This window comes from Gordonia sp. LMA484 (assembly GCF_058129505.1).
In genome coordinates, this window is the sequence record NZ_CM176700.1 from 1,769,656 (window position 1) to 1,792,209 (window position 22,554).

Genomic DNA, 22,554 nt, shown 5'->3' on the forward strand with positions numbered 1-22,554 from the left:
GGTCTGTCCCGCTGAAGGGCTTCGGCGCCGCATGCCGTCGCCTGCACGAGCCACCCGGAGGAGACCATGACGACCACACCGAACGATCCGGCGGCTGGAATGCGCGGCCGCCCACCCATCGTCGACCGGACCACCTGGCAGAGTGCCCGCGATGATCTGCTGGTCCGCGAGAAGGCTCACACCCGCGCGGGCGACGCGATCGCGGCAGCACGTCGACGACTGCCGATGGTGGAGTTCGACCCGGCCGTCGACGTCGTCGGACCGGACGGTCCGATCCCGTTCCTGGACCTGTTCGGCGATCACGACGAGCTCGTGGTCTACAAGCACATGTGGTACGACGGTGCCCCGCATCAGGGCCAGTGCGAAGGCTGCACCACGACGGCTTGGCATCTGAAGGACTCCGTGTATCTCGATGCGCGCGGAGTCTCGTTCGCGATCCTGACAACCGGACGGTGGGACGAGGTCGCTACCTATGTCGCCTTTCTGGGCTACGCCCAGCCTTGGTATTCGGTGCGCGACGTGGACGACCCGATCGGCGGCGAGATGGGCTATCTGACCTGCTATTTGCGAGACGGCGATCGCGCGTTCCTCACCTACTCCACGACAGGCCGCGGGAACGAGCGCGTCAACGGCTCCCTGGGCCTGCTCGACATGACGCCCTACGGACGCGGCGAAGAGTGGGAGGACACTCCCGACGGCTGGCCCGAGGGTCACAGCCCGTGCTGGTCATGGCGCTCGGACGTGGATGGGAACGCAACCTGGGGGCCGACCAGCCGACCGGTGCCGCAATGGAGTCGACCCGGCGCGACAGCGGTGGATACACTCGGAAGGCCGGGCCACCCTCACTGACGTGTCGGCGCCGATCGACGACGGCGCGTCGACGAGCTCATCGTCTGTCAGTTGTCTCCGTGCTGCCGATGCGCGAGCTCTTCCTGCAGGTGCGTCGCTCGTTCTGCCCGAGCCGCATTGTGGGCGTCGACCTCGTCAGCGGTCCAGACGATCGAATCCGGCCCCGGATAGACAAGTGCGGTGTGGCCGGAGCCTTCCCACCGGACAAGGTAAGGAGGCGACCCATCGGCCGACCTCACCTCGAGGATCAGACCCATCTCCGGTTCCTTGCCGAGCACCGCCTGCTCGACCACGAGCCAGTTTCCCGGTTGCGCATGCATCACGCCTCCTTGTCCGAAATGACTGATGAGACCAGCTTCCCGCACACTCTGCGGCGACATGCCGCAAACAAGCAACAAATGCCGGAACGAGGGGGTATCCGAGCCGGCGCCGGAGTGTCCGAGCGATCGGACGACCGACGTTGGACTACCTTGCGTGCCTCACCACCAGCGTCTGGACCTCACCGATGATCGTGCGCGTGGCCGCGATCGCGGACCGCAACTCCTCGTTCGACGAGCCCAACGAGCCAAGGATCTGTGCCGACCTGCCGGCAAAACCCGGCGGAGCCAGCTCGAGGCGTGCCACAGCCGGTATCAGCCCCTTCTCGTTCGTCACCCATCTCCGGTTGTGTGCATGAAGCACATGCGCGCACAGCATCAGCGCCCTCGTCAGGCACAGGCAGACGTAACCGGTGTCCTCGCGAGTCGTTGCCTTCGCAGCGATCGCCACCAGGAAATCCGCCTCCCACAGCAGGTGGCACATGGCGTCCCGCAGGGCTCGCGGATACCGCTGCATCTCGCGATGCAACTCGGTCAGGACTCCTGACGGATCGACGAGAACGACGGCGAGCGCGAGCTCACCCGCGTAGGCAACGTCGAGGAAGCCGAGTGGGTGGCCGACCTGCATGTGAAAGGCGAAGTCGCCGTTCTGCGCTCGTGTCCACTGCTCGCGAATCCGGCAGACATTCCGGAGCAGCCAGTCGACCGGAACCTCGTCCACGCGGAGCCAGCCACCGCCGTCGACCCACGGCCCCCCACCCTCCGGGACCCACGATCTCGGCATCGGGTCCCGACCATCGTTTGCCGACAGCTCGTAGGGCGGTGAGGTCGAGCGAGGCGTCGTAGTAGATGCCGAGATCGACGTCAGAAGACGGGAGAGCGTCGCCGCGAGCGCGACTTCCACCAAGGGTGACGCCGACGACCCCGTCGACGGCGATGATGTCCTCGACCATCTGTCGGACAACCGCATCGGACAACATGGGCAACCTCGCCGGGTCGGAGTTCACGTAGCGCACAACCTACCGTCCACTTGGACCAGGCTCCACGGATTTTGTTCCGCACTAGGCGGTCAGCGAGATCGGGTGCTGCAGTCAGCCGCCAGCAATTGGATCTGAAATCGATCGTGAAAGCCTCTTGCACATCCCCTCCGGATGCCATAGACTCGAACGTACGTTCGACCGCGAGCCGATCAGGGGGAGGTGTAGCTCATGGATTCCGACCGACCGACATCCGACGATTCACACTCCGACGATTCCCACTCCGAGGTGGTGGCGCTGTACCGCGAACTGCACGACGTCCTGGATCGGATCGCGCAGGTCGACACCACGCCGGCCTCGGATGTGGAGGTCGTGGAGGTGGCCGACGCGCACGAGCGTGCCGTTCGTCGGATGAGTGGCTTGGGCCATCACCGCTTGATGGATGTCTCCGATCGAGGCGCCTTCACCAAGTTCGGGTATCGAAACCTGACCGATTTCCTCGGCGACCGCCTCAAGATCAGCGAGCCGCGCGTGCGACAGCGACACACCGCTGCCCTGGCGCCGAGATTTTCGATGCAGGGCGAGAAGATGCCTCCCACCTGCCCGAACACCGCCCAGGCGCTGATCGACGGCGCGATCAGTGTTGATCACGTCGACATCATCCTCAAGACGTTGCACCGGATTCCGGCCGCGCTGCCGGTCGCGGTCAGCGCCGCCGCCGAAGCCGAAATGGCCGACATGGCAACCAAATACTCCACCGATGCACTCATCGAGATCGGCAAACGCATCCTCGGCCACGTCGACCCCGACGGCACCCTTACCGACGACCGCGACCGCGCCCGGCAACGTCGACTCGGTGTGGGCAAACAAGACATGCAGGACATGAGCAAACTTGCCGGCCTGCTGGACCCGAAGACCCGAGCCATGCTCGACGTGGTCTTGGCCAGCTGGGCGGCTCCCGGCATGAACAATCCCGCCGACGACACCCCACTGGTCGGCCGCACCGACGACGTCGTCGATGCCGAACAACTGCGCCAAGCCGTCGAACGCGACCACCGCTCCCAGCCGCAACGCAACCACGACGCACTGGCCGCGCTGCTGCGCCACGCCCTTGACGGCGGCATCCTGGGGAACAGCCACCGCGGACTGCCGCCGCACCTGATCATCAAGATCACCGAATCCGAACTACGCGAACGCGCCGGCGTCGCCACCACCACCAGCGGCGCACGCCTGCCGATCAGCACCCTGATCGAACTGGCCGCCCACTCCCAGATGCACCTGGCCGTGTTCGCCGACCACACCGGCGAACCGCTCTACCTCGGCACCGCCAAACGCCTGGCCAACCAAGCCCAACGATTCATGCTCTTCGCCCACGGCGGCGGCTGCTCCTGCCCAGGCTGCACCCGCGCCTTCGACACCGTGGAAATCCATCACGCCGAACGCGACTACGCCGACGGCGGCACCACCGACATCAACACCCTCACCCCCGCGTGCGGACCCCACAACCGCATGGTCGGCACCAAACCCGGCCAATACACCACAGACATCATCAAAGACGGCCCCAACACCGGCCGCGCCCAATGGACACTGAACACCGACGGCACCACACCACCAAACCCACCACGCATCAACGAACTACCCTTCATCGGCGAACTCTTCGAACGACGCCTCCGAGAACACACACCCGACCGAAACCACCCGGGCACCCCACTGCAGACGATCATCGACGAGATCAACCAGACCCGACCCCAGACAGACCAACCTGCACGCACGCCCACTCACCGCACGGCCGAACAGACACTGGCCGGCGCCCTTCTCGACCAACTCCTCCAACGCGACCCCATCAGCAACGCCGTCGCACACGGATGGACGATCACCGACTTCGGCCCCGAAGGATACGACCTATCCGACCTCGAACTCGCCGGATGACCGGTGGAACCGAGCAGGTCAGCAAGACGTGACGTGGTCCTCCCGCGCCGTCAGATCCCCCGATCGGGCGCACTCATGTCGCCTGTGCCGGGCGTCCCGTCGGCAAGCGCGTAGCGCAGTAACACGACACCTCGGGGCGAGGTGACGGCCGGCTCGACGAGAGTGAGATTGGTGGGGACGCTGCCGCCGTCGAACACCTTCTTACCCGTGCCCAGAACTATTGGGTGCACCCACAGGTCGAGAGTGTCGAAGAGCCTCTCGCGCAGTAACGTCTGCACCAGGTTGAGGCTCCCGACAACGCTGATGTGCTCGTGTCGCTCTCGCAGTTCGCGCACTTCGGCGGACAAGTCGGGCCCGAGCTGACTGGACCCGGCCCAGTCCAACGTCGGCCGCCCACGCGACGCGACATACTTCGGGATGCTGTTGAACAACGTCGCGATCTCGTTGTCCTCGTCACCCTCGTATGCCGGCCAGTAGCCGGCGAAGATGTCGTAGGTCCGGCGGCCCAGAAGCAGAGCGTCGGTCCGCTCGTACGCTGCGCCGACCTGCGCTCCGGTGACCTCATCCAGCAGCGGCGCCTGCCAGCCACCGAAGCCGAATCCGACCGGGTCCTCGTCCGGTCCGCCCGGAGCCTGCCCGACGAGGTCGAGGGTCGCGAACAGCTCGATCTGGATCAGGCCCATCGTTCCTCCAAGAATCGTGATGGTCGCGCCGCCGCACGCGTCGTGCAGATCTCGCCAGGATAGGCGCGACGCCATGGAGCGCGGCAGGGAAACAACGATTCACCGGCCTCGAGCGGACGGACTCTCAGCGGCTCCCGTCGTCTCGGTCGTCGGTGTCGTCTGTGGCACGACCTTCCTCGGGCGATCCACCGTCGGCAGGGTTGTCGAAGGTCACGTCGATCTCCTGAAATCCCTTGCTGCGCTGCGCTCGTGCCTGCGCCGAATATGCAGCCTCGTCTCCCGGCGTGAGAATGACGTTGTCCGTGAACGGCGTGAGCAGCGACCGTGGGTAGAGGTTGTCCACGCGCACCGCGTTGAACTCGAGACACACGACGACCATCACGGCGGCCACGTAGAGGAAAGCGAGGAGCCCCAGCACCACCGCGAACACACCGTTGGTGGCGCTGGCATTGGCGATGACCCGTTGCACGAAGACACTGCCGAATGTCTGCAACGCCTGCCACCCGACGGCGGCAACCAACGCTCCCGGGAGAACATCCCGGATGCTGACCGGACGCGCGGTGCCGAATCGGAAGCCGACCACAAACACCGCGCTGTAGAGGATCACCGGTCCGATGAGCGCCAACAGTCGACCGTTGCCGGGGAGGTCGAGTGCAGCAGTCACGCCGTTGAGAATGGTCAGTCCGAGGATGGCCAAGCCCACCGTGGACAACAGCATCGCACCCTTGATCCGCACCTGGATGGGATTGGGTCGGTCGTTGCGCGGTACCGTCCACACGATGTTCATCGCGTTCTGGATCGCGACGGAGACACCCAGCGCGCCGTAGATCGCACTCACCACGCCGATGGTCACGGCGGTGACGCTGCCACTGAGCTGTCCTGCTTCGCCCAGCTGCTCGCCGACGACGGGTATCTGGGACAGCGCCGAATCGACGATGCGCTCCTGGAGTTCGGGGTTACCTTCGAGCAGCAGACCGAGCACCGAGGTGAACACCAACAGCAGTGGGAAGAGCGAGATGAAGCCGTAGTAAGTGATGAGTGCGGCGAGGTAGCCGCCTTGATCGTCGAAGAACTTGTAGGCCACGGCCAGTGGGAATCCGCTCCGCGGGTGCCGGCGCTGGAAGTCGTCGATGCGGTAGGACAACGACACCGGCGCCACCTTCCCTCGAACACGCGCGAACTGAACGCCGCACCGTCTGACCGGCACCGTCACGGATGCCGTCGCAGCGCCGAGTCTACGGCGCTTTGCCACCCTGAACGCTCAGTACACACGGGGCATCTGACTGACCCACAGATCACGACTGACTCAGGAGAGGTAGGGGACGACCGAAGTCCCGAAACGGTGCAGCTGATCGATCGGATCTCCGACAGGCCAGACGAACACCGCATCGACGCCGGCGTCGGCGTATCGCGCCAAAGTGCCGACGCATTCCTCGGCCCGCCCGATCAGCACTTGTCCGGCCAAGATCGCCGGATCCCGGCCGAGCATCCGCGCCACGGCATCCAGCTTCGCCCGGGCCTCTGGCGCCGACTCGGTGACCCAGGTCCACATCGTCGCGAGGACGATCGGGAACTCCTCGACGTTCCGCCCCAGCGAGGCCAACGAATCGTGGATGATCCCGCGTCCGACGGATATCCGCTCGGGCGTGGTGTTGTACGCCGAGGCCAGCCATCCGTCACCGAGACGGGCGACCCGGGTAAGTCCAGCTCGCGAACCCCAGCTGCCGATCCAGATCGGGAGCGGCTGCGGCGGCCGAGGTACCAATACGGGGACGTCGTAGAAGTGTCCCGAACCCATTGCCGGCGCGTCGGACAGGGAGGCACGAAGGACGCGCACCGATTCATCGAACCGGGGCCAGCGCTGGTCGAACGGAATCCCGACCGCCGCGTAGTCGGCGCTCGAGGAGCCCGGACCGACACCGAGCACGAACCGACCACCCGACAACGAAGCCAGTGCCGACGCCGCTTTCGCCACCATCGCCGGTCCCCGGATCACCGGAAGCGTCACCGTCGTCGCCAACGTCAGACCGGCACTCTCCTCGACAACACTCGACAACGCGACGAGTCCGTCAAGCCAAGGCCGAGCGAAGACCACATGATCGTTCGCGCTGATCGCCCGGAAGCCCGCATCGCGTGCGGCATCCACGAAGCCCGTCAACGAGGGACGCTTCGAACTGTCGAGGTCGATCAGCGGCAGGTGCGCACCGAACCACACCGTCAAAGGGTAACGGAGGCAGCCTCAGCAGGTTCCGAGTTATGCGATCGCTACCCGCAACACGGGTATCAGCCCGATACCGGATTCGAGTAGGGCGCTACTCGCGTAGAGAGCATGATCTCCTGTCACGCTCAGACACAGTGGAGCGCTCGGCCAGACCGGGCGCGGAGAAGGATCGTGGTGACCATGACCGCTGCCCAGATATCAACGCGCCGAGATGAACTCGAGCTCGCTCTGCGGCAGGAGTTGCCGATCTCGATGCGCCACGCCGACCTCGCCGTGCTCACCGACCAGGAGCTGGTCGCCGGCCGGCGCATGCTCGCCGCGCTGCGCACCGAATGCGGCTGCCGAGCAGGCGAATTCACAATGATTGCGGCCCTCGCAGTAGCGCTCGGCCACATAGCGCTCGGACACGGCTCGAGCACGGCGGCGGGCGTGGTGGCCGCGGTGGGCGAGGTCGTGCTGGCGCTGGTCGCCGGTGGCGGAATCGGCAAAGCCGCCGGGATCCTCACCGCTCGTATCCGATACGTGCACCGCAGTCGCCACCTTGTTGGAGGTCAACGATGAGTTTCTTCACCGACGTCCTACGCGCCGTCTTCGACAGTTCCTCGATCGGCCCGCATACGACTGCCGAGCGTGATCGCGCGGTCGTGGTGCCGGATGATCTGGCGCGATGGGTTCGTGCGGCATTCGCGGCGGACGGCGAGGATGAGGAACGGCGTCTGATCGATCATCTCGCCGCGGATGCCGAGCGCACCATCACCGACGTTGCTCGCCTCTACTGGCGGCTCGGCGACGAGGACGCTTCGCTTCGGTGGGCGTTGGTTCATTGCGCGGCACAATTGCGCTCACGCTCTGCCACAGGGTTTCTGACCGACGTGCTCGACACCGATATCCCACCGGAACAGTCGACGGATGTGCATCTGTACTCGACCGTGGCCGAGGAGGTGGCCCAACGGATGCGAGCGATCGAGGGGCTGGCGGATCTGCTCGACACGGACGACCGGGCCGTCGAAGGTTTGTTGCGGGCGCTGCGGCACCCCGTTTTCGCGATCCGCGCGACGACGTACCTCGCGGTACGCAACCGGGTGGATCCGGCGCGGCTCGACGACGCGGTCGCCGAATCCGATCGCGAGGAGTTGAACGGGCTGCGTCGGATTCGCGTCGCTGAGCTCAGCGATTTCGGCGAACTCGAGCGCGTCGACCTGCCACGTCTACCGGGACCGTCGGAGCACGTGCGCAGCACCGGACCCAGACGCACACCGACGATCAGAGGAGGCGATCATGGCTGACTGCAAATACACCGTGGGCGATCTGGACGCCAGCGGCGACAACCTGTACGGCACCCGGATGGCGAATCAGCCATTCATCGACTGGGCGTGGCCCACCTGGCAGTTCGCCTACCCGTGGTGGCAGGACGGTTGGGGCTGGGACGACTGCACCAACCGGCGCAAGCCGCTGGGCCGTACCTTCGCCGCACTGCATGCGCTGACATACTCCACCGCGAACAACTGGTCGGCCACATTTGGTCCGAACATGCTGGAGTGGGGTGCGCGCTGGGCGGCCGGACAGATCCAGGGCTACGAACTACGAGCGCGCTGCGGAACGAAGGTCGCCAGCACGACCGGTCAACAATGCGCCGCCGGGCACACCGCGAGCAGTCGGGTCTGCGACGCCGTCGAGCAACAGGCCCGACGTGAGTGCCGCAGCTGGTTCTTCCTGTTCAGCTGGATCTGCCACCTGTTCGTCACCGTGTGGGTGTGGGTGTGCACGGCCTGGAGCACCATCACCACGTGGATCTGCGATGCATTCACGGCCAAGCACATGGATCTGCAGAACACCGCCTACTTCTACGGAAAACCGGTGGTCGGACGGGCATCGACGTTCATCCACGAATGCCGTCATATCTCCGGCAAACCACACAACGCCAACTTCCCATCAGGATCGGTGTACGGGAAGGGATCTGGTGCTGACGCGGACTGGGAGTACGAAGGTGCGTGGCGCTGGCAGGCGATCTGGCTCGCGTGGTACGCCGAGACGGCGATCGACTCGACGGCGGCGCTCCGGACGCGGGCGCGCGACGACGCCAACGTGATCATGCTCGGCGCCTTCGCCAAGAGCCCGGGCTTCACGTTCTGACCGCGGTGCCGCGGGCAGGGAAGTATCGGCGGGGCCGATCTCACTCGAGCGCCGACACCGCGATCGTCTGCCACAGCGTGCGGTCGGCGCCGCCGGGTATTTCGAGGAGATCGGGTCCGACGTTGGCGGCCTCCACGCACACGAACTCGCGCCAATGCGGACCCACATCGGCCATACCCGACGCACCGTCCTCGCCCGGATTCCACACCACCGCGCTCCGGCCGCCGCGCACGGAGACCTCGATCGCGCGGCGTAGACCCGGATCGACGAGTCGGTAGTTCCCGCCCGCTCCCGGGTAGACCCGGTCGCTGCGCGGGTCGTCATCACGCAGCGTCCAATCGCCGTGCTGAGTCTTGGTTCTCAAGCCGTCGAACTTGTCCAGGTAGGTCAACCCGCCGAGCCCTTCGACGCGGACCTCACCGACGTCGGAGACACGGAAGTAATTGTGGAACGCCTCGGTCATGATGACGCTCTCGTCACCCGGGTTATGGGTGTGCAGACCTTGTTCGAGGGTGGCGCCGACACGAACTGTCATCCGTGGCCGCAGAGGTAGGCGATCGAGGCCGTCGGGTGTGAACTCCAACTCGATGACGCCGGATTCGGTCGTCCGGCCGGCGGTCATGCTCCATCGAGCAGTGCGCGCGTACCCGTGCGACGGAACGTCACCGACCTGTCCTTCACGCCCGAAATATGGCCAGCACAAGGGTATTCCGCCGCGGATCGGAGTCGGGGGAGACGCGAGGAGAGGAGACACCCAGAGCGTGTCCACGGCCGCGTCCGCCGGGATGAACGACAGCACTTGGCCGCCGAAAACAGAGATCGCGGCCGTGGAGTGCGGGGTCGTCACGATGATCGCGTCGAGTCCGTGGACCGTGCCGTGCCGCACGCCGTCGATGTCACCAGATGCCGTCACGGTCCCAGCATGGCACAGCACGGACGGGGAGATTGCCGGCCTGCAATGTCACGTGAGCATGGCCAACAGCGCGACCAGAGGCGGCAGGGTGGATGCGATGGTGCCGAGGATGCTGCCACCGCGGGGCCGCCAGAGCCCGAGCAGATCTGCCAGGCCCATCGCCAGGCTGGCGAGCACCATGTAGCAGCATGCCGTGACGACGGTGGCGTGTCCGGCAACACGGGCGCCGTCGTCGTCTGCGGCCCACCAGATGATGAGCCCGATGATGGCGCCGAGACCGGCGAGCATGTTCCGGAAGCCGACCACGAAGGCCCACATGCGCACGTCATCGATGTTGTCGGCCTCCACATGAAGGAACCGCCGGGCGGCGGGTCGATCAAAGAAGACCATCTCGACCGGCGCAGCGCCGAGATAGACAAGCGCGGATACCAGAGCGGCGACCTGCGCCGTGATGTTCATGCCTTCACTCCTTGGCAGGTTCGGCGGCCGATTGCGCCCGCCATCGCTTTTCGCGAGCTTGGGCGGTCGCGATCGCGTCGTCGATCACCAACGGCGAGTCTGCGTGAAGATCGGTGTGGGACGCGACGGAATAGAACCGGATCTCGTGCCCATCGGGGTCATGCACCATCGGCAGGATCCAGCCGATGGTGGCGAAATGTACCCCCGCATGCGTCTCATCGAGCGAGGTGAGGTGGTCAGCCAGCTGTTCCAGGTGCGCGCGATCCGGCACGCCGATCGAGAAATAGTCGAATCCCGCTGACGCGCGGGCCATTTCCGGGCTGTAGGTCAGGCCCAACATCGGGCCACCGGACGGGTGCGTCATGGAGACACCTGTCCGGTGGCCATGTTCACGGAATTCGATGACGACCTGATAGCCGAGACATCGTCGATACCACTCGATCGCACGGTCCAGATCGGTGACAGGCAGTTTCAGGTGGTGCACTCCGGCGAGCGTGGGAATCATCGACTCCACCTCCATAAATGCAGCGTGAGTGCATCAATACAGTTAGACTGCATCACATGGGTGGAGATGTCAAGGAAGGGGCGTCGGGGCCATCAGATCTGAGGGCTCAGCGTGTCGCCCGTACCGAGACCATGCTGATCGATGCAGCACGAGCGCTGTTCGTGGAGAAGGGCTATGTGGCCACGACGCTCGCCGACGTTGCGCGACAGGCTGGACTGGCACCGCGCACGGTGTACGTCCGCTTCTCCACAAAGGCGACCCTGTTCCGGAGAGTTGTCGACCAGGCCCTTGTCGGCGACACGGCTCCGATCGATGTCGCGCACCGGGCACGTGTCCGGGAAGCGATGACGGCAGCGACACTCGCGGAGCGCATCGAGAAGCTCGCGGATGCCGCGGTGGGGATCGCCACTCGTGCCGGTGCCCTCTTCGAAGTGGCCGCTCAAGCCGAGGGCCTCGAGCCGGAACTCGGCGAGGCCGCCCGTGCGGACCGACGCGCCACGGCTGAACTCTGCCAGACGTTCTGGGACAACGCGGAGGCGGACGGCCTGGTGAACGGGCTGGACGCGGGGCGCTGTGCCGCGGTCACCGATCTGCTCATCAGCGCGGACACGACCGTGCATCTCCGGCGCACCGGCGAGTGGTCAGCACCGATGCATCGGTCGATCATCATCGACACCCTCACGGCGCTGAGCCGGTCAATCGAGTGATCAGGACGTGCGAGCTCGTCACAAGGCATCGTCACACAGGGCGTCGTCGCGGTTCGCGCCCTCTGCGTCCTACGGCACACGGCAACACGACGATCCTTCGCTGCCGACGCAGTCCTCTGCGATGATTGTCAGCGATGAGTACCCCTCTGCCGCCCGTACCCACCGACGTGCGTCTCGTCGTCAGCGACATGGACGGCACACTGCTCGACGAGTCAAAGCGCATCCCTGAGTCACTGTGGCCGTTGCTCGACATCCTCGGTGACCGCGGAATCGTGTTCAGCCCGGCCAGCGGCCGGCAGGCGGCGACACTGCTGCACCAGCTCGGCCATGCGGTTCCCGGTCTCGTGGTCATCGCGGAGAATGGTGCGGTTGTCGCCCGCGACAGCGAAACGCTTCGCGTCACCCCGCTTGATCACGAAGCCATCGGCACCGTGCTCAACCGCGCACGTGAGCTGGTTGGCATGGGTGTCTCTGATCTCGGAATCGTGTTGTGCGGACCCGACGGCGCATTCATCGATCGAGCCGACGACGCCTTCCTCGAGCAAGTCGTGCCCTACTACTACGCACACGAGATCGTGGACGATCTGAGCGCCGTCGACAGCGAACTCGTGAAGGTCGCGGTCTACGACTTCGGCAACATCGAGGACGTCACCGCGCCGGAGATCGCGGCGTTGGGTGGCGCCATGGAGGTGGTCGTCTCCGGCCGAAACTGGCTCGATGTCATGGCACCCGGCGTCGACAAGGCCGCTGCGGTGCGCGCCGTCCAGGAGCGACTCGGCATCTCGCCGGCACAAACCATGGTCTTCGGTGACTATCTCAACGATCTCGCGATGCTCGACACCGCCGACTGGTCGTACGCCGTCGCGAATGCGCACCCCGGCATCGTCGAAGCGGCCCGCTATCTGGCTCCCTCGAATGCGGAGAACGGGGTGGTGCGGACGGTGCGTGCCGCGCTGGGGTTGTCGGACCTGTGATCACTGGTCCGACCGCCGCATCTCGACGTCCACCCACGGTGTCGTTCACATCCGCTTGAGCCAGATCCGGTAGAGGTGGCCCTCGCCAATTCGCATTGACGGTCCCAGCCGTCGCAAACAGCGCATGTCAGTCGACAAGCGACACCGGCGTTGACACGGGTGGGGTAGCGGGGCAGCCGACGTCGTTCGGAGACTGCGACTTCCGAGATCCTGTGCGGCCGTGGTGGCGGAGATACCAGACCAGCATCAGACCGGACGACGTGCCGTGAAACCCGTGGAGCACCCAGATCGGACCGGGCGGCAGGCTGAACACGTAGATCGCGTAGACGGCGTTGCCGACGTTGGCCAGCACGATGTTGCCGATGCTGTAGGAGGACAGGTCGCGGGTGGTACCCGCTTTCCACAACATGGGCAGCGTCGAGACGACGAATACGGCCGTCGAGACGCTACCGGCGAGTGTTGCCACGGCCATCATGGCCGGGCTCCGGTCACCGGATTCACCGCAATCTGGTCGGCAAACGCTGACGTGTTCATGCCTGGGACTCCCATCCGATGTGTGCGTGGTGTGGCGGTACGTGATGACAGACCCAGGATCGGTCGTCGTACGCCACCCCGACATCGGGAGCCGTTCCCCATTTATCGTCAGCGTGGGAGAACCCCGTCGCGACCCCAAACAGGGAGCCGGCGTGCTGACGTCACTCGTCAGAGCGAGGGAGTTGCACACGGTAGCCCTGTCTCGTGAGCCACTCGCGGGCCCGGCCGCGCTGCCGTTCGTCGGAGAACATTTGGTACCGGGAGAATTCGTCCGGCGACTCCCACAGAACATCCTTGAAACGTCGGAACGCCCCCTTACCGATCAAGGCGTTGCGCAGGTGTTCCACCAACGCCGGATCGGCCACCGAAGCGACGAAGTCCTCCATGTCGCGGTAACCGTCGCGCGACCCGATGCACTCGACCTCCAACCAGCGGTCAGGGTCCTCGAGATCGTCCTCGCTGAATTCATCGGTGACGCCAAAGTCCAACAATTCGTCCGGCCAGGTCTGCCCGGTCTGGAGGTCTATGCGGCCGCCGCCGTGCGCGATGTCACCTTCCAGCGACGACGACAGATCCTCGAGATCGATCGGCAACGGACGCAACATCAGGGTGGTCGAGTTCAGCGTGGATTGCATCTGCTCGGCCAGTTCGGCGTCGCCCTCCCAGCCACGGACCTCGAGGGCCGCCACACACTCGCCGGCCACCTCCCGGGCCCCCGCGACGTCGTCCTGGACGGCCTTCATCAGTGCGTCGCCGACGTGTTGGAGCGCGGCATGAAATGGTCTCGACCGCAACAGATCAACGAGCTCGGCACCACCGGAGTAGATCGCACCTCGCAGCGCCGTCACCGACGCATCATCCCAGGGCGGCGACTGTGCGGAGCCATCCCGTGACCCTCCGGTGGCTCCCGGGTATCCGTTTTCCGCGTCGGCGATCCGTTGGTCCAGCCATGTTTCGATGTCGTCGACGGCCACCGCGGCCACCGGCGTCGGATGCGCAGTGAAGCCATGTGGTGCGTCCGGATACACGCGGAGGTCGACGTCGCAGCCGGCGACCGAGAGCCGGGTCGCCATCGCCATGTTGTCCTCCAGCAAGATGTCTCGCTCCCCGATGACCAGCAGCATCGGCGGCAGCTCGTGGAGGTCGGCGTAGATGGGGGAGACGTCGCCGACGGTGCGGTCAGACACCTCACCGGCGTATGCCTGCAGGAAGTACTCATCGGCTATCCGACGTCCCGCGGGTGTGGTGCCGCTCAGATCCCAGGTGCCGAACTGCAGTGCAGCACCGACGATCTGATCCGCCATCCCCGCGTCGCGCAACCTCACCAGCGTGGTCATGGCCAGGGTGGCCCCGGCGGAGAATCCGCCGAGTGTGACGGTCGGAGTCCCGAATCGAGTCTCGGCGAGGTTGACGACCCAGAGCGCCGCCGTGCGGCAGTCATCGGGGGCGGCCGGCCACGGGTGTTCGGGTGCCAGCCGGTAGTCCACGCTCACCACGGCGATCCCCAGCGCCTCGGCCAGCTTCCGGTTGCGCGTGTCGTCGTCGGCCGCGGCACCCATGTAGAAGCCACCGCCGTGAAAGTCGAGGTGCACGGCACGGGCCGGCCTGCTGCGAGGTGTGATGATCCGGATCGGCACACGACCAGGTCCGACCTCAGCGATCTCTTCTACGACCTCGTCGTCGGTCGCGGTCGATGTTCGCCGCGCTCGGGCCTCTCGGAGCTCATCTGGGCCGTCAGGTCCACGGCCCCTCGGTGACGTGCTGTAGAAGGTTCTCGTCTCTTCCAGCGCCGGGTCAGACACGGGTACCATGACGTCGTTCAGCCTCAACCGCATGTGTCCTCCTCGCTGTTCCACGGTACTCAAGAACCCCTCGAGATCGAAGGCAACCCGGGCCCGCGCCGTCATACGTCGGGCGCAAACCGACGGTAGATGAACCAGGAAGACGCCCCCACGATAGGCACCACGATGATGACCGTCATCCACAGCGCGCGCCGCGACCCGGGCATCTCCTTCTTGGCAAGCGAAAACATCGCCGAGGTGGCAGCCACAATCCACATCAAGAGTGCGATCGGTCCGAAGAATAAACCGATCAGGAATGTGCCGAAGCCCGGCATACAGTTGTCCATGCCGGCGTCGACGCAGTCCTGTATCCCCGCAGCCACCTGCTCATGCTACTGATTCCCACACCGACTACCGTGCCGCTTCGGACAGATGGTGACGTCGACGGCACCGGCGGAACCGCAGTAGCTTGCCTCGGCTACCGACGGCTGACCGCGTAGGTCAGGTGGGTCACCTGCCGCGTCGCCTCGGCGCGGACCTGCGCGAGGGCAAGACTGTTCGCCTCCACGTGCTCGAACAAGCGTATCCCGGAGCCGAAGAGCATGGGGGAGAGCGCGATCGAGAACTCGTCGATCCGGCAGGCGTTGAGGTACTCCACGATCGTTGCGCCTCCGCCCGCAATGCGGACGTCTCGCTCAGCGGCGGCGTCGCGGGCCTGATCGAGCGCGGTCTCGATGCCGTCGTTCACGAAGTGGAAGGTGGTCCCACCCGCCCGCACCCAGGGCTCACGCTTGTCGTGCGTGACGACGAAGACCGGTGTGTGGAACGGCGGCTCCTCCGGCCACGCGTGCTCACCGGCATCGAACATGCGTTTCCCCATCACGCTTGCTCCGGTGCGTTCGAATGTCTCCCGCAGGATGTCGTTGTCGCGCCCTTCATCGCCGCCCTCGCCGAGCTTCAGATTCTCCCGGAAGAACCGCTGCGGGAAGATCCACTGCTGCAGTTCCATCCACTGTGGGCCCATCAAGTCCTCGGCGGACTCGGGCGCCACGAACCCGTCCACCGACATCGTCACGCTGAAGAACACCTTTCCGGCCATCAGTCGTCACCTACTCGCCGACCGATCACGGCGACATAGTCGGCGAGGTGACGCAGGGTCTGCTGACCACCCTCGATTGCGTGATACTTCTCGACGGCCTCGTCGCGCGACTCCTTGGTGGGAAACACCGTCCGCATCTCGATCCGGGTCGCCGGTCCGTCGGATGCGAACGTGAGAACGGACTCGAACGCGTTCGGGTCATCACGGAACTCACCGTGGCGCAGTGTGATCCGCTCCGGTGAGGAGATCTCGATCCAGGAGATCCACTCCGGGTAGTCCGTCCCGTCCGGTCCATGCATCACGAACTCCCACTCACCCCCGACGCGGAACTCGAATGCCCGGGTGTTCGTGGTGAACCCGTCCGGTCCCCACCATTGCGCCAGATGCCTGACTTCGGTGAACGCCTCGAACACCAGCTCTCTCGGGGCACTGATGACCCGAGAGATCACGACCTCGCGGTCCGCTGTCGCCGATTGTGCCGGCGCGTTCCGTGCAGTTGCTGCCATCGGTCACTCCTGTTTCCGTGATTGCTTGAGGTCTTGTACGTACGCGTCCAAGCGGTCGAAACTCTCGTTCCAGAACTGCTCGAACCCTCCGGTCCACTCGTGCACCGGGCGTAATCCTCGTGCGTCCAGGCCGTACAGGCGTTGTTTGCCCACCTTGCGGTCCCGCACCAGCCCGACCTCACGGAGCACCCGGAGATGTTTGGACGCTCCCGGCTGCGCGATCCCCAGCTGCTGGGCCAACTCGGTCACCGGTCGCTCACCCGCACGCAGCAGCACGAGGATCTCCCGACGTTGCGGCTCGGCGATCGCGTTGAAGACGTCCGATGTCGTCGCTGCTCGTGCCATTCTCCCATCATATTCCCATATCGGAATGCGTCAAGACCGGATCGCCGAACGGAGGACCGGATGTGGCCGCGTCGGGAACCGTCAGGTCAGCTGATCGACGAACCAGTCAGCGGTGAGCGCGTCGCGTTCCTCGGCGTGGTTGTGCAGGGCGTGGTCGCCATCGGGCCAGATCTGCAGATCTCCCTGACCACCGGCCGCGTCGACGAAGGGTTGCTGGATGTCGGGTGAGACGATCAGCGGGTCGCTGCCGCCATGGAGGACGCGGACCGGACAACCGATCGGGTGGGCATACGGGTCGAAACGCAATTCGGTGAGCACGCGATCAACCTCGTCGGGGTCGGAGGTGCCCAGGGCGGCCGCGAATTGTTCACGGATACTGCGGAACTCCGGCAACGTCGGCGCGGCGGGCGCACCGTTGACCACGCACGCGCGGATTCGGTCGTCGGCGGCGGCCAGGTGGGCGGCGAAGAGGCCTCCGGAGCTGTTGCCCTGCAGTCCGATCGCGCCGCCGAGCCGCGGGTCGCGTGCCACGACCTCGACGAACCTGGCAAACCCTTCGACGACTTTCGCGTCGATGAACAGTCCGTCTCGCAGGCGTGGTTCCCCTTGGCCGGGCCCTTCGGCGAGCAGACACGCAAGTCCGCGCTCGGCCAATGCGTCGGCCGACCGCAGATACAGCGCACCCCAGCCACTGAGTCCGCCCCACATGATCACCGTGCCGTTGGCGGTGCCGGTGTCGGGCAATCGCAACCAACCGACGAGATGGCCATTACGGTAGGGCGTTTCGATCCGCTCCAGTACGGGGGGCCGCAGCGAAACCAGCTGTCGGACATGATCGACGTATCGGCCGTAGAGCGAGCGCTTGAGGTCGGTATCGGCGTTCTCGGCCATCTGGGCGAATGCCGCGGCGCCGACAGCCCATCGTTGCATCAGCTCCGCTGTGCGGTTCTGCCCTCGGGCCAGAGCCTCCGCTGCCGCGCCGGCCCGCCGGTCCGCCAGGCACGATGCCGTTTCGGACCAGTTCGTGCCTGACGCGGTTTCGGCGAGCAGCGAGCGTGCGTCGGAGGGGTTCATCCCGCCATCGGTCAGCCGGCTGTACGACATCGCCCGATGAAGCGCGGCGGTGGCCGCACCCATGTCCTCGATGGCCGCCCCGCTGCGCTCACCCGGCGAGGTCATGGCGACACCCCCGTCGTCGGCAACTCGTCTCGCGTGGCCACCGCGCGAATTCTACGGCTCGCAGACCCGACCTCGAGCCGGAATGCGGGGGTTGATTCGATGGCGACCTGGTCACCTCCCTCTCGGTGATAGCTATCGACGACCGCCTACGGTCGCCCGGCATGCCCGACCGGGACCTCGACGGCGCGGATCGTCGCCTCCCGAGCGGCCGACCGTGCATGCTCATCGAAATCCGGTGCGCAGCAGATGAACAACGTGGTATCCGCGCTTCCACCGAGCATGCACGCAAAGGCGCCGGTGTCGAGTGCGACCTCATCGACGATCTCACCGCCCTCGCGGACCCGGATCACCCGGTTGCCCACGGCATCGGCGGCCCACAGGCACCCGTCGGCATCCAGACCGCAGCCGTCAGGCGCGACCACAGCTCCCGCCAGCACGTCGCCGAGTACGTTCGTCGCCGGTGGATCGCCGAAGGTCGCCCAATCGCGCCGGGAACCCAATGAACCGTCCGCTGCGATGGCGAACGCACTGATCCGGTTGCCGAGGGTCTCGTCGACCAACAGGGTGGCGCCGTCGGGCGTCACCACGCTGCCGTTCGGGAAGTAAAGCCCTGCCGCAACCGTCGTGACAGTTCCGTCCGGGTCGATGCGCAGCAGATCGGCGGTCTCGAGGTCGGCGCCGGCCATGAGGTCGAAACCGAAATTCCCCAGCCATGCACGGCCCTGCTCGTCGACGACCATGTCATTGGGGTGTCCGGTGACGTGGCCACTCACGTCGGCATGCACCGCGACCGCGCCGTCGGGTTCGACCCGCAGAATCTTCCGGTCCTTCATCGACACCACCAGCAGTCGACCATCCGGAAGCCACCCGAGCCCCGACGGCTGTGCCGGCACGTCGAGCTCGGTGCGCAGATCCGTCCCGTCGGCGTTCACCGAATTCACGGTGTGGGTGTAGAAGTCGACAAACCACAGACGATCGTCATGCCAGCGTGGGCATTCGGTGAAGGACATGCCGGAAACCACGGTGCGGATCTGCGATGAACTCATGGAGCGACTATAGGCAGGCGTGGCGGCCGCTCGATGGTCATTCGACCTGGTTCTCAGTCCGCCGCCATCACTGTCTGGTCCATCCACATGATCTGCCATGAGTGACCGTCGAGGTCGTCGTAGCTGCGGCCGTACATGACCTCGTTACCCTCGGCGTCGCCGGGCTTGCCTCCCGCGGCGATTGCTCGGTCGACGAGTCGATCGACGGCCTCGCGACTGTCGACGTCGAGGCAGACAACGCACTCCTTGCTCATGGTGGCGTCTGTCGTCTGCACTGGGTGGAACGTGTCGAAGAAATCGCGCTGCAGAAGCATTGCGACCAGATTCTCACCGAGTACGACAGAGACCGCTCTGTCGTCGGAGAAGTTCTCGTTGAACGCATATCCGAGCTCGGCGAAGAACGCGCGCGAACGCGCGACGTCGGCCACGGGCAGGTTCACGAACATCATGGTGTGCATCGGGTTTCTCCTGGGGTCTGCGACGTCCGCTGGTGAACATCGTCAGTGAGGTGGACACCGGACTGCGGCGAAACTCATCGGAGTTGTCGATCGTCGGCTCACGACAACGGGCGGCGATCGGCGGCGAATGCGATGCCCGCACGCATCATCGCGAGTTCTGCATGGATTCGCGGTCGCCAGGGTCGATCAGTGAGCCGGCTCAGCGATCGCTCTGTTCGGACCGTGTAATCTCGGCCACCACACGCTGCGCGGACTCGAGGGCGCCTTCGATATAACCGGCGTGTTCGGCGGCGGTCTCGGTTCCCGCCCAGTGGATGTCACCGACCGGGAAATGCTCGACGGCGTAGAACCCTTCGCGCGTCCCCAACCGAGGCAGGGACGCGTATCCGCCACCGACGAACGGGTCCAGATGCCATGCCTTGTCGTGCCAACCGATGGGCCGCCGTTTGCCTGCCCCCAGGGAGCTTTCGAGTCGGTCGAGCAGCAGCCTCATGCGTTCGTCGACGGGCAGATCGCCGACACGGCGGGCCCCGGAGCCACCGACGAGCAGGGTGAGATGACCCGGACCGTCCGGTGGTGAGGAATCGAAGACGGCGCAGCCCGGATCGCCCGACACGATCATTTCGGCTTCGGTGTGATCGCGCCAGAACGGCGTGTCATACACCGCGAGCGCTTTGTACACCGCACCCATGTAGGTGTTGCGGTGCAGTCGGTTTCGGCTGTCCGGCAGCGGGGGATCGAACGTTATCCGGGCTGCGATCGGCGGAGGCACCGTCACGACGACATTGGCGGCGGTGATCGTCGCATCCGCCGTCGCAACGGAGACTCCGCGGTCGTTCTGCGCAATCGCGGTCACCGCACTGTTGAGGTGCACCCGGTCGCCCAGCCTTTCGGCGAGTCGGCCGGCGAGTTCACCCGCACCCTCGACGAGTAGCGAATCCTGAGCACCGCCAGTTGTTTTCATCATGGTCATCAGACCACCCTGGAAACGGATGAGCTTGAGGAACGCCGTCAACGACAGCTCGTTGGTATCCGCGCAGCAGGTGACCGCGATGACGACGTCGAGTATTCGTCGCGCACGGGCCGACGGAATGCGGTCCAGCCACTGCCCGATGGTCATCGTGTTCTGTTTGTCCCCGGTCGGCAGATGCGAGGCCAACTCGAACCCCACCAGAGTCGCGTTGGCTGCCAGCATCGCCGGGGAGATTGCGCTGATCGCGCCGTCGTCGTCGGCCACCATCGGCGACTTCGGACTACGCATCTGATATTGCGTGACGCCCAGCTCAGCGGCCAGTTCTTCAAACCGGTGGTGACCCTTGCCGACCCACTGGCCCCCGAGGTCGACAGCCGAGCCGAGGGCAGTGGTCTCCACCATGACACGCCCGCCGACCCGGTCAGCCGCCTCGAATACGACCACATCGATGCCCCTGTGGTGCAAGTCGTCGGCAGCGGTGAGACCGGCGATGCCGGCGCCGACCACCACCACCTCAGCGTGCCGGGGGAGTGGCGAACTCGCGGAATCCATCAGTGCTTCCCGGTGCCGGCGCGGTCAGTTGCTGCCGTCGAGGATCTCGGCGGCAGCGCGATAGCCGGATCGGACGGCGCCGTCCATGTAGCCATTCCAGATGTCGGAGGTCTCCGCTCCGGCCCAGTGGATACGACCGACCGGAGCGGCGACGGCCTTGCCGTAGTTGGTCCACACACCGGCAGCGAGTCGGCCCCCATAGCAGCCTCGGGTGAATTCCTCGGCATTCCAGTCCAATTCGATGATCTCGATCGGATCCGCAGCCCGCTCGCCGAAGTACTTGACCAGATCGCCGAGGATCAGTTCGCGACGCTGCTCCGCAGTGAGCTCGGCAGCAGCACGGGCGTGGCGGCCTTCGAGGAACCCGACGAGCACGCCACAGGAGTCGTCGTGCGGCGAGTTGTCGAGTACCACATTGAACGAGTCATCGAGACTCATCACCAGTCCGTTGAGGCCGTCCTCCCGCCAGAACGGCGTCGGGTAGGCGATGTTGACCTTGATGACCGACCCGGCGGGAAACTGTTGGGTGACCCCATCCCGGGCGGCGGGCAAGGGCGGCGAGTACCGCAACCGCCCTGCGAGGGTCTGCGGGATGGCGACGACGGCGTGGTCGGCGGAGACCTCGCCGCCATCGAAGGTGACGATCACACCGGTGTCGGTCTGGGCGACACCGGTGACCACAGTGCCCAGGTGCACCGCATCGCCGAGGTCGGCGGCCATGCGTTCGGAGATCTGGTGGGTTCCGCCGACCACGCGAGACTCCTGGGCGCCGCCGGTGGTGGAGAGCAGGACCTCGAGGCTCGTCCCGGACTTCATATAGAAGAGAAAGTGCAGCAGGGACAGTTCGTGTGATTCTGCGGAGAACAGGGCGGGTACGACCAGGCGGAAGAAGCGGATGACGACGTCGTTGGCGGTTTCGGCGACCAGCCACTGGTCGAAGGTCTGCCGGTCGAGGTCCTCGGCGCCAGTGGTGGTCCACGGCGTCGCCAGCTCGACACTCTCCGCGAGTACTGTGATCGTCTCCCAGAGCCGGCCGATCTCGGTGACGTCGGCTTCGGCCAGACCGAAGCTTTCGTCGGTGTATCGGTGGGCTGCCCCGTCGTAGTAGGTGATGGCCGCACCGGTGTCGTAGGACCGATAGGTCTTCAGCCCGAGTTCGGAGATCAGCGCCAGAACGGCGTCCTGCGTGCGGCCCACCCACTGGCCGCCCATCTCGATCGGGACGCCGTTGCCGAAGGTGGCGCCGTGGTTGCGCCCGGCGACGCGGTCGCGTGCTTCGAGCACCGCGACGGTCTTTCCCGCCCGCGTGAGTCGGCGGGCGGCCGACAACCCGGACAGGCCGGCTCCGACAATGACGACATCGACGTGATGCATGGTGAATCTCCTTATACAACAAAGTGGTTGAGTGGCGGAT

The 22,554-nt window shown here is 65.6% G+C and carries 26 protein-coding genes and 2 pseudogenes; 7 read left to right on the forward strand and 21 right to left on the reverse strand.

Translation table 11 applies throughout. The features are described 5' to 3' along the window. Nucleotides 1-66 precede the first annotated feature (66 nt). Nucleotides 67-849: a DUF899 family protein gene (locus AC4AMJ_RS07525; RefSeq protein ID WP_489917680.1), complete on the forward strand. Its 783-nt coding sequence runs from the start codon at nucleotides 67-69 to the stop codon at nucleotides 847-849. 47 nt (nucleotides 850-896) lie between these two features. On the opposite strand, the gene AC4AMJ_RS07530 is transcribed toward AC4AMJ_RS07525, so the two are convergent. The 3 genes and pseudogenes from AC4AMJ_RS07530 to AC4AMJ_RS07540 all read right to left on the reverse strand — a co-directional run. Next, nucleotides 897-1,169 (reverse strand): DUF1918 domain-containing protein, encoded by a 273-nt coding sequence (locus tag AC4AMJ_RS07530; RefSeq protein WP_489895469.1) that lies wholly within the window; start codon nucleotides 1,167-1,169, stop codon nucleotides 897-899. A 145-nt stretch (nucleotides 1,170-1,314) separates the two neighbouring features. Beyond that, nucleotides 1,315-1,950: a DNA polymerase subunit beta gene (locus AC4AMJ_RS07535; RefSeq protein ID WP_489918557.1), complete on the reverse strand. Its 636-nt coding sequence runs from the start codon at nucleotides 1,948-1,950 to the stop codon at nucleotides 1,315-1,317. 55 nt (nucleotides 1,951-2,005) lie between these two features. Further along, nucleotides 2,006-2,146: pseudogene (locus AC4AMJ_RS07540) on the reverse strand (nucleotidyltransferase domain-containing protein); the annotation flags it as partial. A 228-nt stretch (nucleotides 2,147-2,374) separates the two neighbouring features. On the opposite strand from AC4AMJ_RS07540, the gene AC4AMJ_RS07545 reads away from it, so the two are divergent. Next, entirely contained in the window at nucleotides 2,375-4,072 is a 1,698-nt protein-coding gene (locus AC4AMJ_RS07545; protein ID WP_489917681.1) for an HNH endonuclease signature motif containing protein, read from the forward strand. Between the two features lie 50 nt (nucleotides 4,073-4,122). Here AC4AMJ_RS07545 and AC4AMJ_RS07550 read toward each other — a convergent pair whose 3' ends face one another. The 3 genes from AC4AMJ_RS07550 to AC4AMJ_RS07560 all read right to left on the reverse strand — a co-directional run bounded on the left by AC4AMJ_RS07550 (nucleotide 4,123) and on the right by AC4AMJ_RS07560 (nucleotide 6,970). Then, complete coding sequence (locus AC4AMJ_RS07550; protein WP_489917682.1) at nucleotides 4,123-4,755, reverse strand: dihydrofolate reductase family protein; 633 nt, start codon at nucleotides 4,753-4,755, stop codon at nucleotides 4,123-4,125. A gap of 124 nt (nucleotides 4,756-4,879) precedes the next feature. Next, the gene (locus tag AC4AMJ_RS07555; RefSeq protein WP_489895477.1) at nucleotides 4,880-5,905 is read right to left on the reverse strand and encodes a YihY/virulence factor BrkB family protein; all 1,026 of its coding nucleotides are present in this window, start codon (nucleotides 5,903-5,905) and stop codon (nucleotides 4,880-4,882) included. A gap of 156 nt (nucleotides 5,906-6,061) precedes the next feature. Continuing rightward, nucleotides 6,062-6,970, reverse strand: a complete 909-nt coding sequence (locus AC4AMJ_RS07560; RefSeq protein WP_489917683.1) for an LLM class flavin-dependent oxidoreductase — start codon at nucleotides 6,968-6,970, stop codon at nucleotides 6,062-6,064. Between the two features lie 180 nt (nucleotides 6,971-7,150). On the opposite strand from AC4AMJ_RS07560, the gene AC4AMJ_RS07565 reads away from it, so the two are divergent. The 3 genes from AC4AMJ_RS07565 to AC4AMJ_RS07575 are packed head-to-tail and all read left to right on the forward strand — an operon-like array spanning nucleotide 7,151 to nucleotide 9,109. Beyond that, nucleotides 7,151-7,537, forward strand: a complete 387-nt coding sequence (locus AC4AMJ_RS07565; protein WP_489917684.1) for a hypothetical protein — start codon at nucleotides 7,151-7,153, stop codon at nucleotides 7,535-7,537. Next, complete coding sequence (locus AC4AMJ_RS07570; RefSeq protein ID WP_489917685.1) at nucleotides 7,534-8,262, forward strand: hypothetical protein; 729 nt, start codon at nucleotides 7,534-7,536, stop codon at nucleotides 8,260-8,262. The genes AC4AMJ_RS07565 and AC4AMJ_RS07570 overlap by 4 nt, the downstream gene beginning before the upstream one ends. Next, on the forward strand, nucleotides 8,255-9,109 hold the full coding sequence (locus tag AC4AMJ_RS07575; protein ID WP_489895485.1) for a hypothetical protein: 855 nt from the start codon (nucleotides 8,255-8,257) through the stop codon (nucleotides 9,107-9,109). Before AC4AMJ_RS07570 ends, AC4AMJ_RS07575 begins: the two co-directional genes overlap by 8 nt. A 40-nt stretch (nucleotides 9,110-9,149) precedes the next feature. Here the strand turns inward: AC4AMJ_RS07575 and AC4AMJ_RS07580 are convergent, their stop codons facing one another. From AC4AMJ_RS07580 to AC4AMJ_RS07590, 3 genes are read right to left on the reverse strand one after another with little or no spacing between them, the layout of a single operon-like run. Beyond that, nucleotides 9,150-10,022 carry a D-hexose-6-phosphate mutarotase gene (locus tag AC4AMJ_RS07580; protein WP_489917686.1) on the reverse strand — a complete coding sequence of 291 codons (873 nt, stop codon included), beginning with the start codon at nucleotides 10,020-10,022 and terminating at the stop codon, nucleotides 9,150-9,152. A gap of 48 nt (nucleotides 10,023-10,070) precedes the next feature. After that, nucleotides 10,071-10,481, reverse strand: coding sequence for a DUF1304 family protein (locus AC4AMJ_RS07585; protein WP_489917687.1), 411 nt, complete (start codon nucleotides 10,479-10,481; stop codon nucleotides 10,071-10,073). 4 nt (nucleotides 10,482-10,485) lie between these two features. Continuing rightward, a complete protein-coding gene (locus AC4AMJ_RS07590) occupies nucleotides 10,486-10,986 on the reverse strand; it encodes a VOC family protein (RefSeq protein WP_489917688.1) in 501 nt (166 codons plus the stop codon). A 56-nt stretch (nucleotides 10,987-11,042) separates the two neighbouring features. Between AC4AMJ_RS07590 and AC4AMJ_RS07595 the strand changes: the two genes are divergently transcribed. Both AC4AMJ_RS07595 and AC4AMJ_RS07600 read left to right on the forward strand, forming a co-directional pair. After that, the gene (locus tag AC4AMJ_RS07595; RefSeq protein ID WP_489917689.1) at nucleotides 11,043-11,693 is read left to right on the forward strand and encodes a TetR/AcrR family transcriptional regulator; all 651 of its coding nucleotides are present in this window, start codon (nucleotides 11,043-11,045) and stop codon (nucleotides 11,691-11,693) included. Nucleotides 11,694-11,827: 134 nt separating this feature from the next. Next, nucleotides 11,828-12,667 (forward strand): HAD family hydrolase, encoded by an 840-nt coding sequence (locus AC4AMJ_RS07600; RefSeq protein WP_489917690.1) that lies wholly within the window; start codon nucleotides 11,828-11,830, stop codon nucleotides 12,665-12,667. A gap of 127 nt (nucleotides 12,668-12,794) precedes the next feature. On the opposite strand, the gene AC4AMJ_RS07605 is transcribed toward AC4AMJ_RS07600, so the two are convergent. From AC4AMJ_RS07605 to AC4AMJ_RS07660, 12 genes and pseudogenes are all read right to left on the reverse strand, one after another. After that, nucleotides 12,795-13,142, reverse strand: coding sequence for a hypothetical protein (locus tag AC4AMJ_RS07605; RefSeq protein WP_489895491.1), 348 nt, complete (start codon nucleotides 13,140-13,142; stop codon nucleotides 12,795-12,797). A gap of 220 nt (nucleotides 13,143-13,362) precedes the next feature. Beyond that, the gene (locus AC4AMJ_RS07610) at nucleotides 13,363-13,944 is read right to left on the reverse strand and encodes a UPF0158 family protein (RefSeq protein ID WP_489918393.1); all 582 of its coding nucleotides are present in this window, start codon (nucleotides 13,942-13,944) and stop codon (nucleotides 13,363-13,365) included. 186 nt (nucleotides 13,945-14,130) lie between these two features. Beyond that, nucleotides 14,131-15,036 (reverse strand): annotated as a pseudogene (locus AC4AMJ_RS07615) (alpha/beta hydrolase); the annotation flags it as partial. 68 nt (nucleotides 15,037-15,104) lie between these two features. After that, complete coding sequence (locus tag AC4AMJ_RS07620) at nucleotides 15,105-15,365, reverse strand: PLDc N-terminal domain-containing protein (protein WP_489895495.1); 261 nt, start codon at nucleotides 15,363-15,365, stop codon at nucleotides 15,105-15,107. Nucleotides 15,366-15,460: 95 nt separating this feature from the next. Next, nucleotides 15,461-16,081: a dihydrofolate reductase family protein gene (locus AC4AMJ_RS07625; RefSeq protein ID WP_489917691.1), complete on the reverse strand. Its 621-nt coding sequence runs from the start codon at nucleotides 16,079-16,081 to the stop codon at nucleotides 15,461-15,463. Then, on the reverse strand, nucleotides 16,081-16,587 hold the full coding sequence (locus AC4AMJ_RS07630; protein ID WP_489917692.1) for an SRPBCC family protein: 507 nt from the start codon (nucleotides 16,585-16,587) through the stop codon (nucleotides 16,081-16,083). Before AC4AMJ_RS07630 ends, AC4AMJ_RS07625 begins: the two co-directional genes overlap by 1 nt. 3 nt (nucleotides 16,588-16,590) lie before the next feature. Then, nucleotides 16,591-16,932 carry an ArsR/SmtB family transcription factor gene (locus AC4AMJ_RS07635; protein ID WP_489895501.1) on the reverse strand — a complete coding sequence of 114 codons (342 nt, stop codon included), beginning with the start codon at nucleotides 16,930-16,932 and terminating at the stop codon, nucleotides 16,591-16,593. A gap of 81 nt (nucleotides 16,933-17,013) precedes the next feature. After that, entirely contained in the window at nucleotides 17,014-18,111 is a 1,098-nt protein-coding gene (locus AC4AMJ_RS07640) for an alpha/beta hydrolase family protein (protein ID WP_489917693.1), read from the reverse strand. 146 nt (nucleotides 18,112-18,257) lie between these two features. Next, entirely contained in the window at nucleotides 18,258-19,157 is a 900-nt protein-coding gene (locus AC4AMJ_RS07645) for an SMP-30/gluconolactonase/LRE family protein (protein ID WP_489917694.1), read from the reverse strand. A gap of 53 nt (nucleotides 19,158-19,210) precedes the next feature. Further along, a complete protein-coding gene (locus tag AC4AMJ_RS07650; protein WP_489917695.1) occupies nucleotides 19,211-19,615 on the reverse strand; it encodes a VOC family protein in 405 nt (134 codons plus the stop codon). Nucleotides 19,616-19,814: 199 nt separating this feature from the next. Beyond that, a complete protein-coding gene (locus tag AC4AMJ_RS07655) occupies nucleotides 19,815-21,140 on the reverse strand; it encodes a flavin monoamine oxidase family protein (RefSeq protein ID WP_489917696.1) in 1,326 nt (441 codons plus the stop codon). A 24-nt stretch (nucleotides 21,141-21,164) separates the two neighbouring features. Continuing rightward, on the reverse strand, nucleotides 21,165-22,514 hold the full coding sequence (locus AC4AMJ_RS07660) for a flavin monoamine oxidase family protein (protein WP_489917697.1): 1,350 nt from the start codon (nucleotides 22,512-22,514) through the stop codon (nucleotides 21,165-21,167). Between the last annotated feature and the right edge of the window lie 40 nt (nucleotides 22,515-22,554).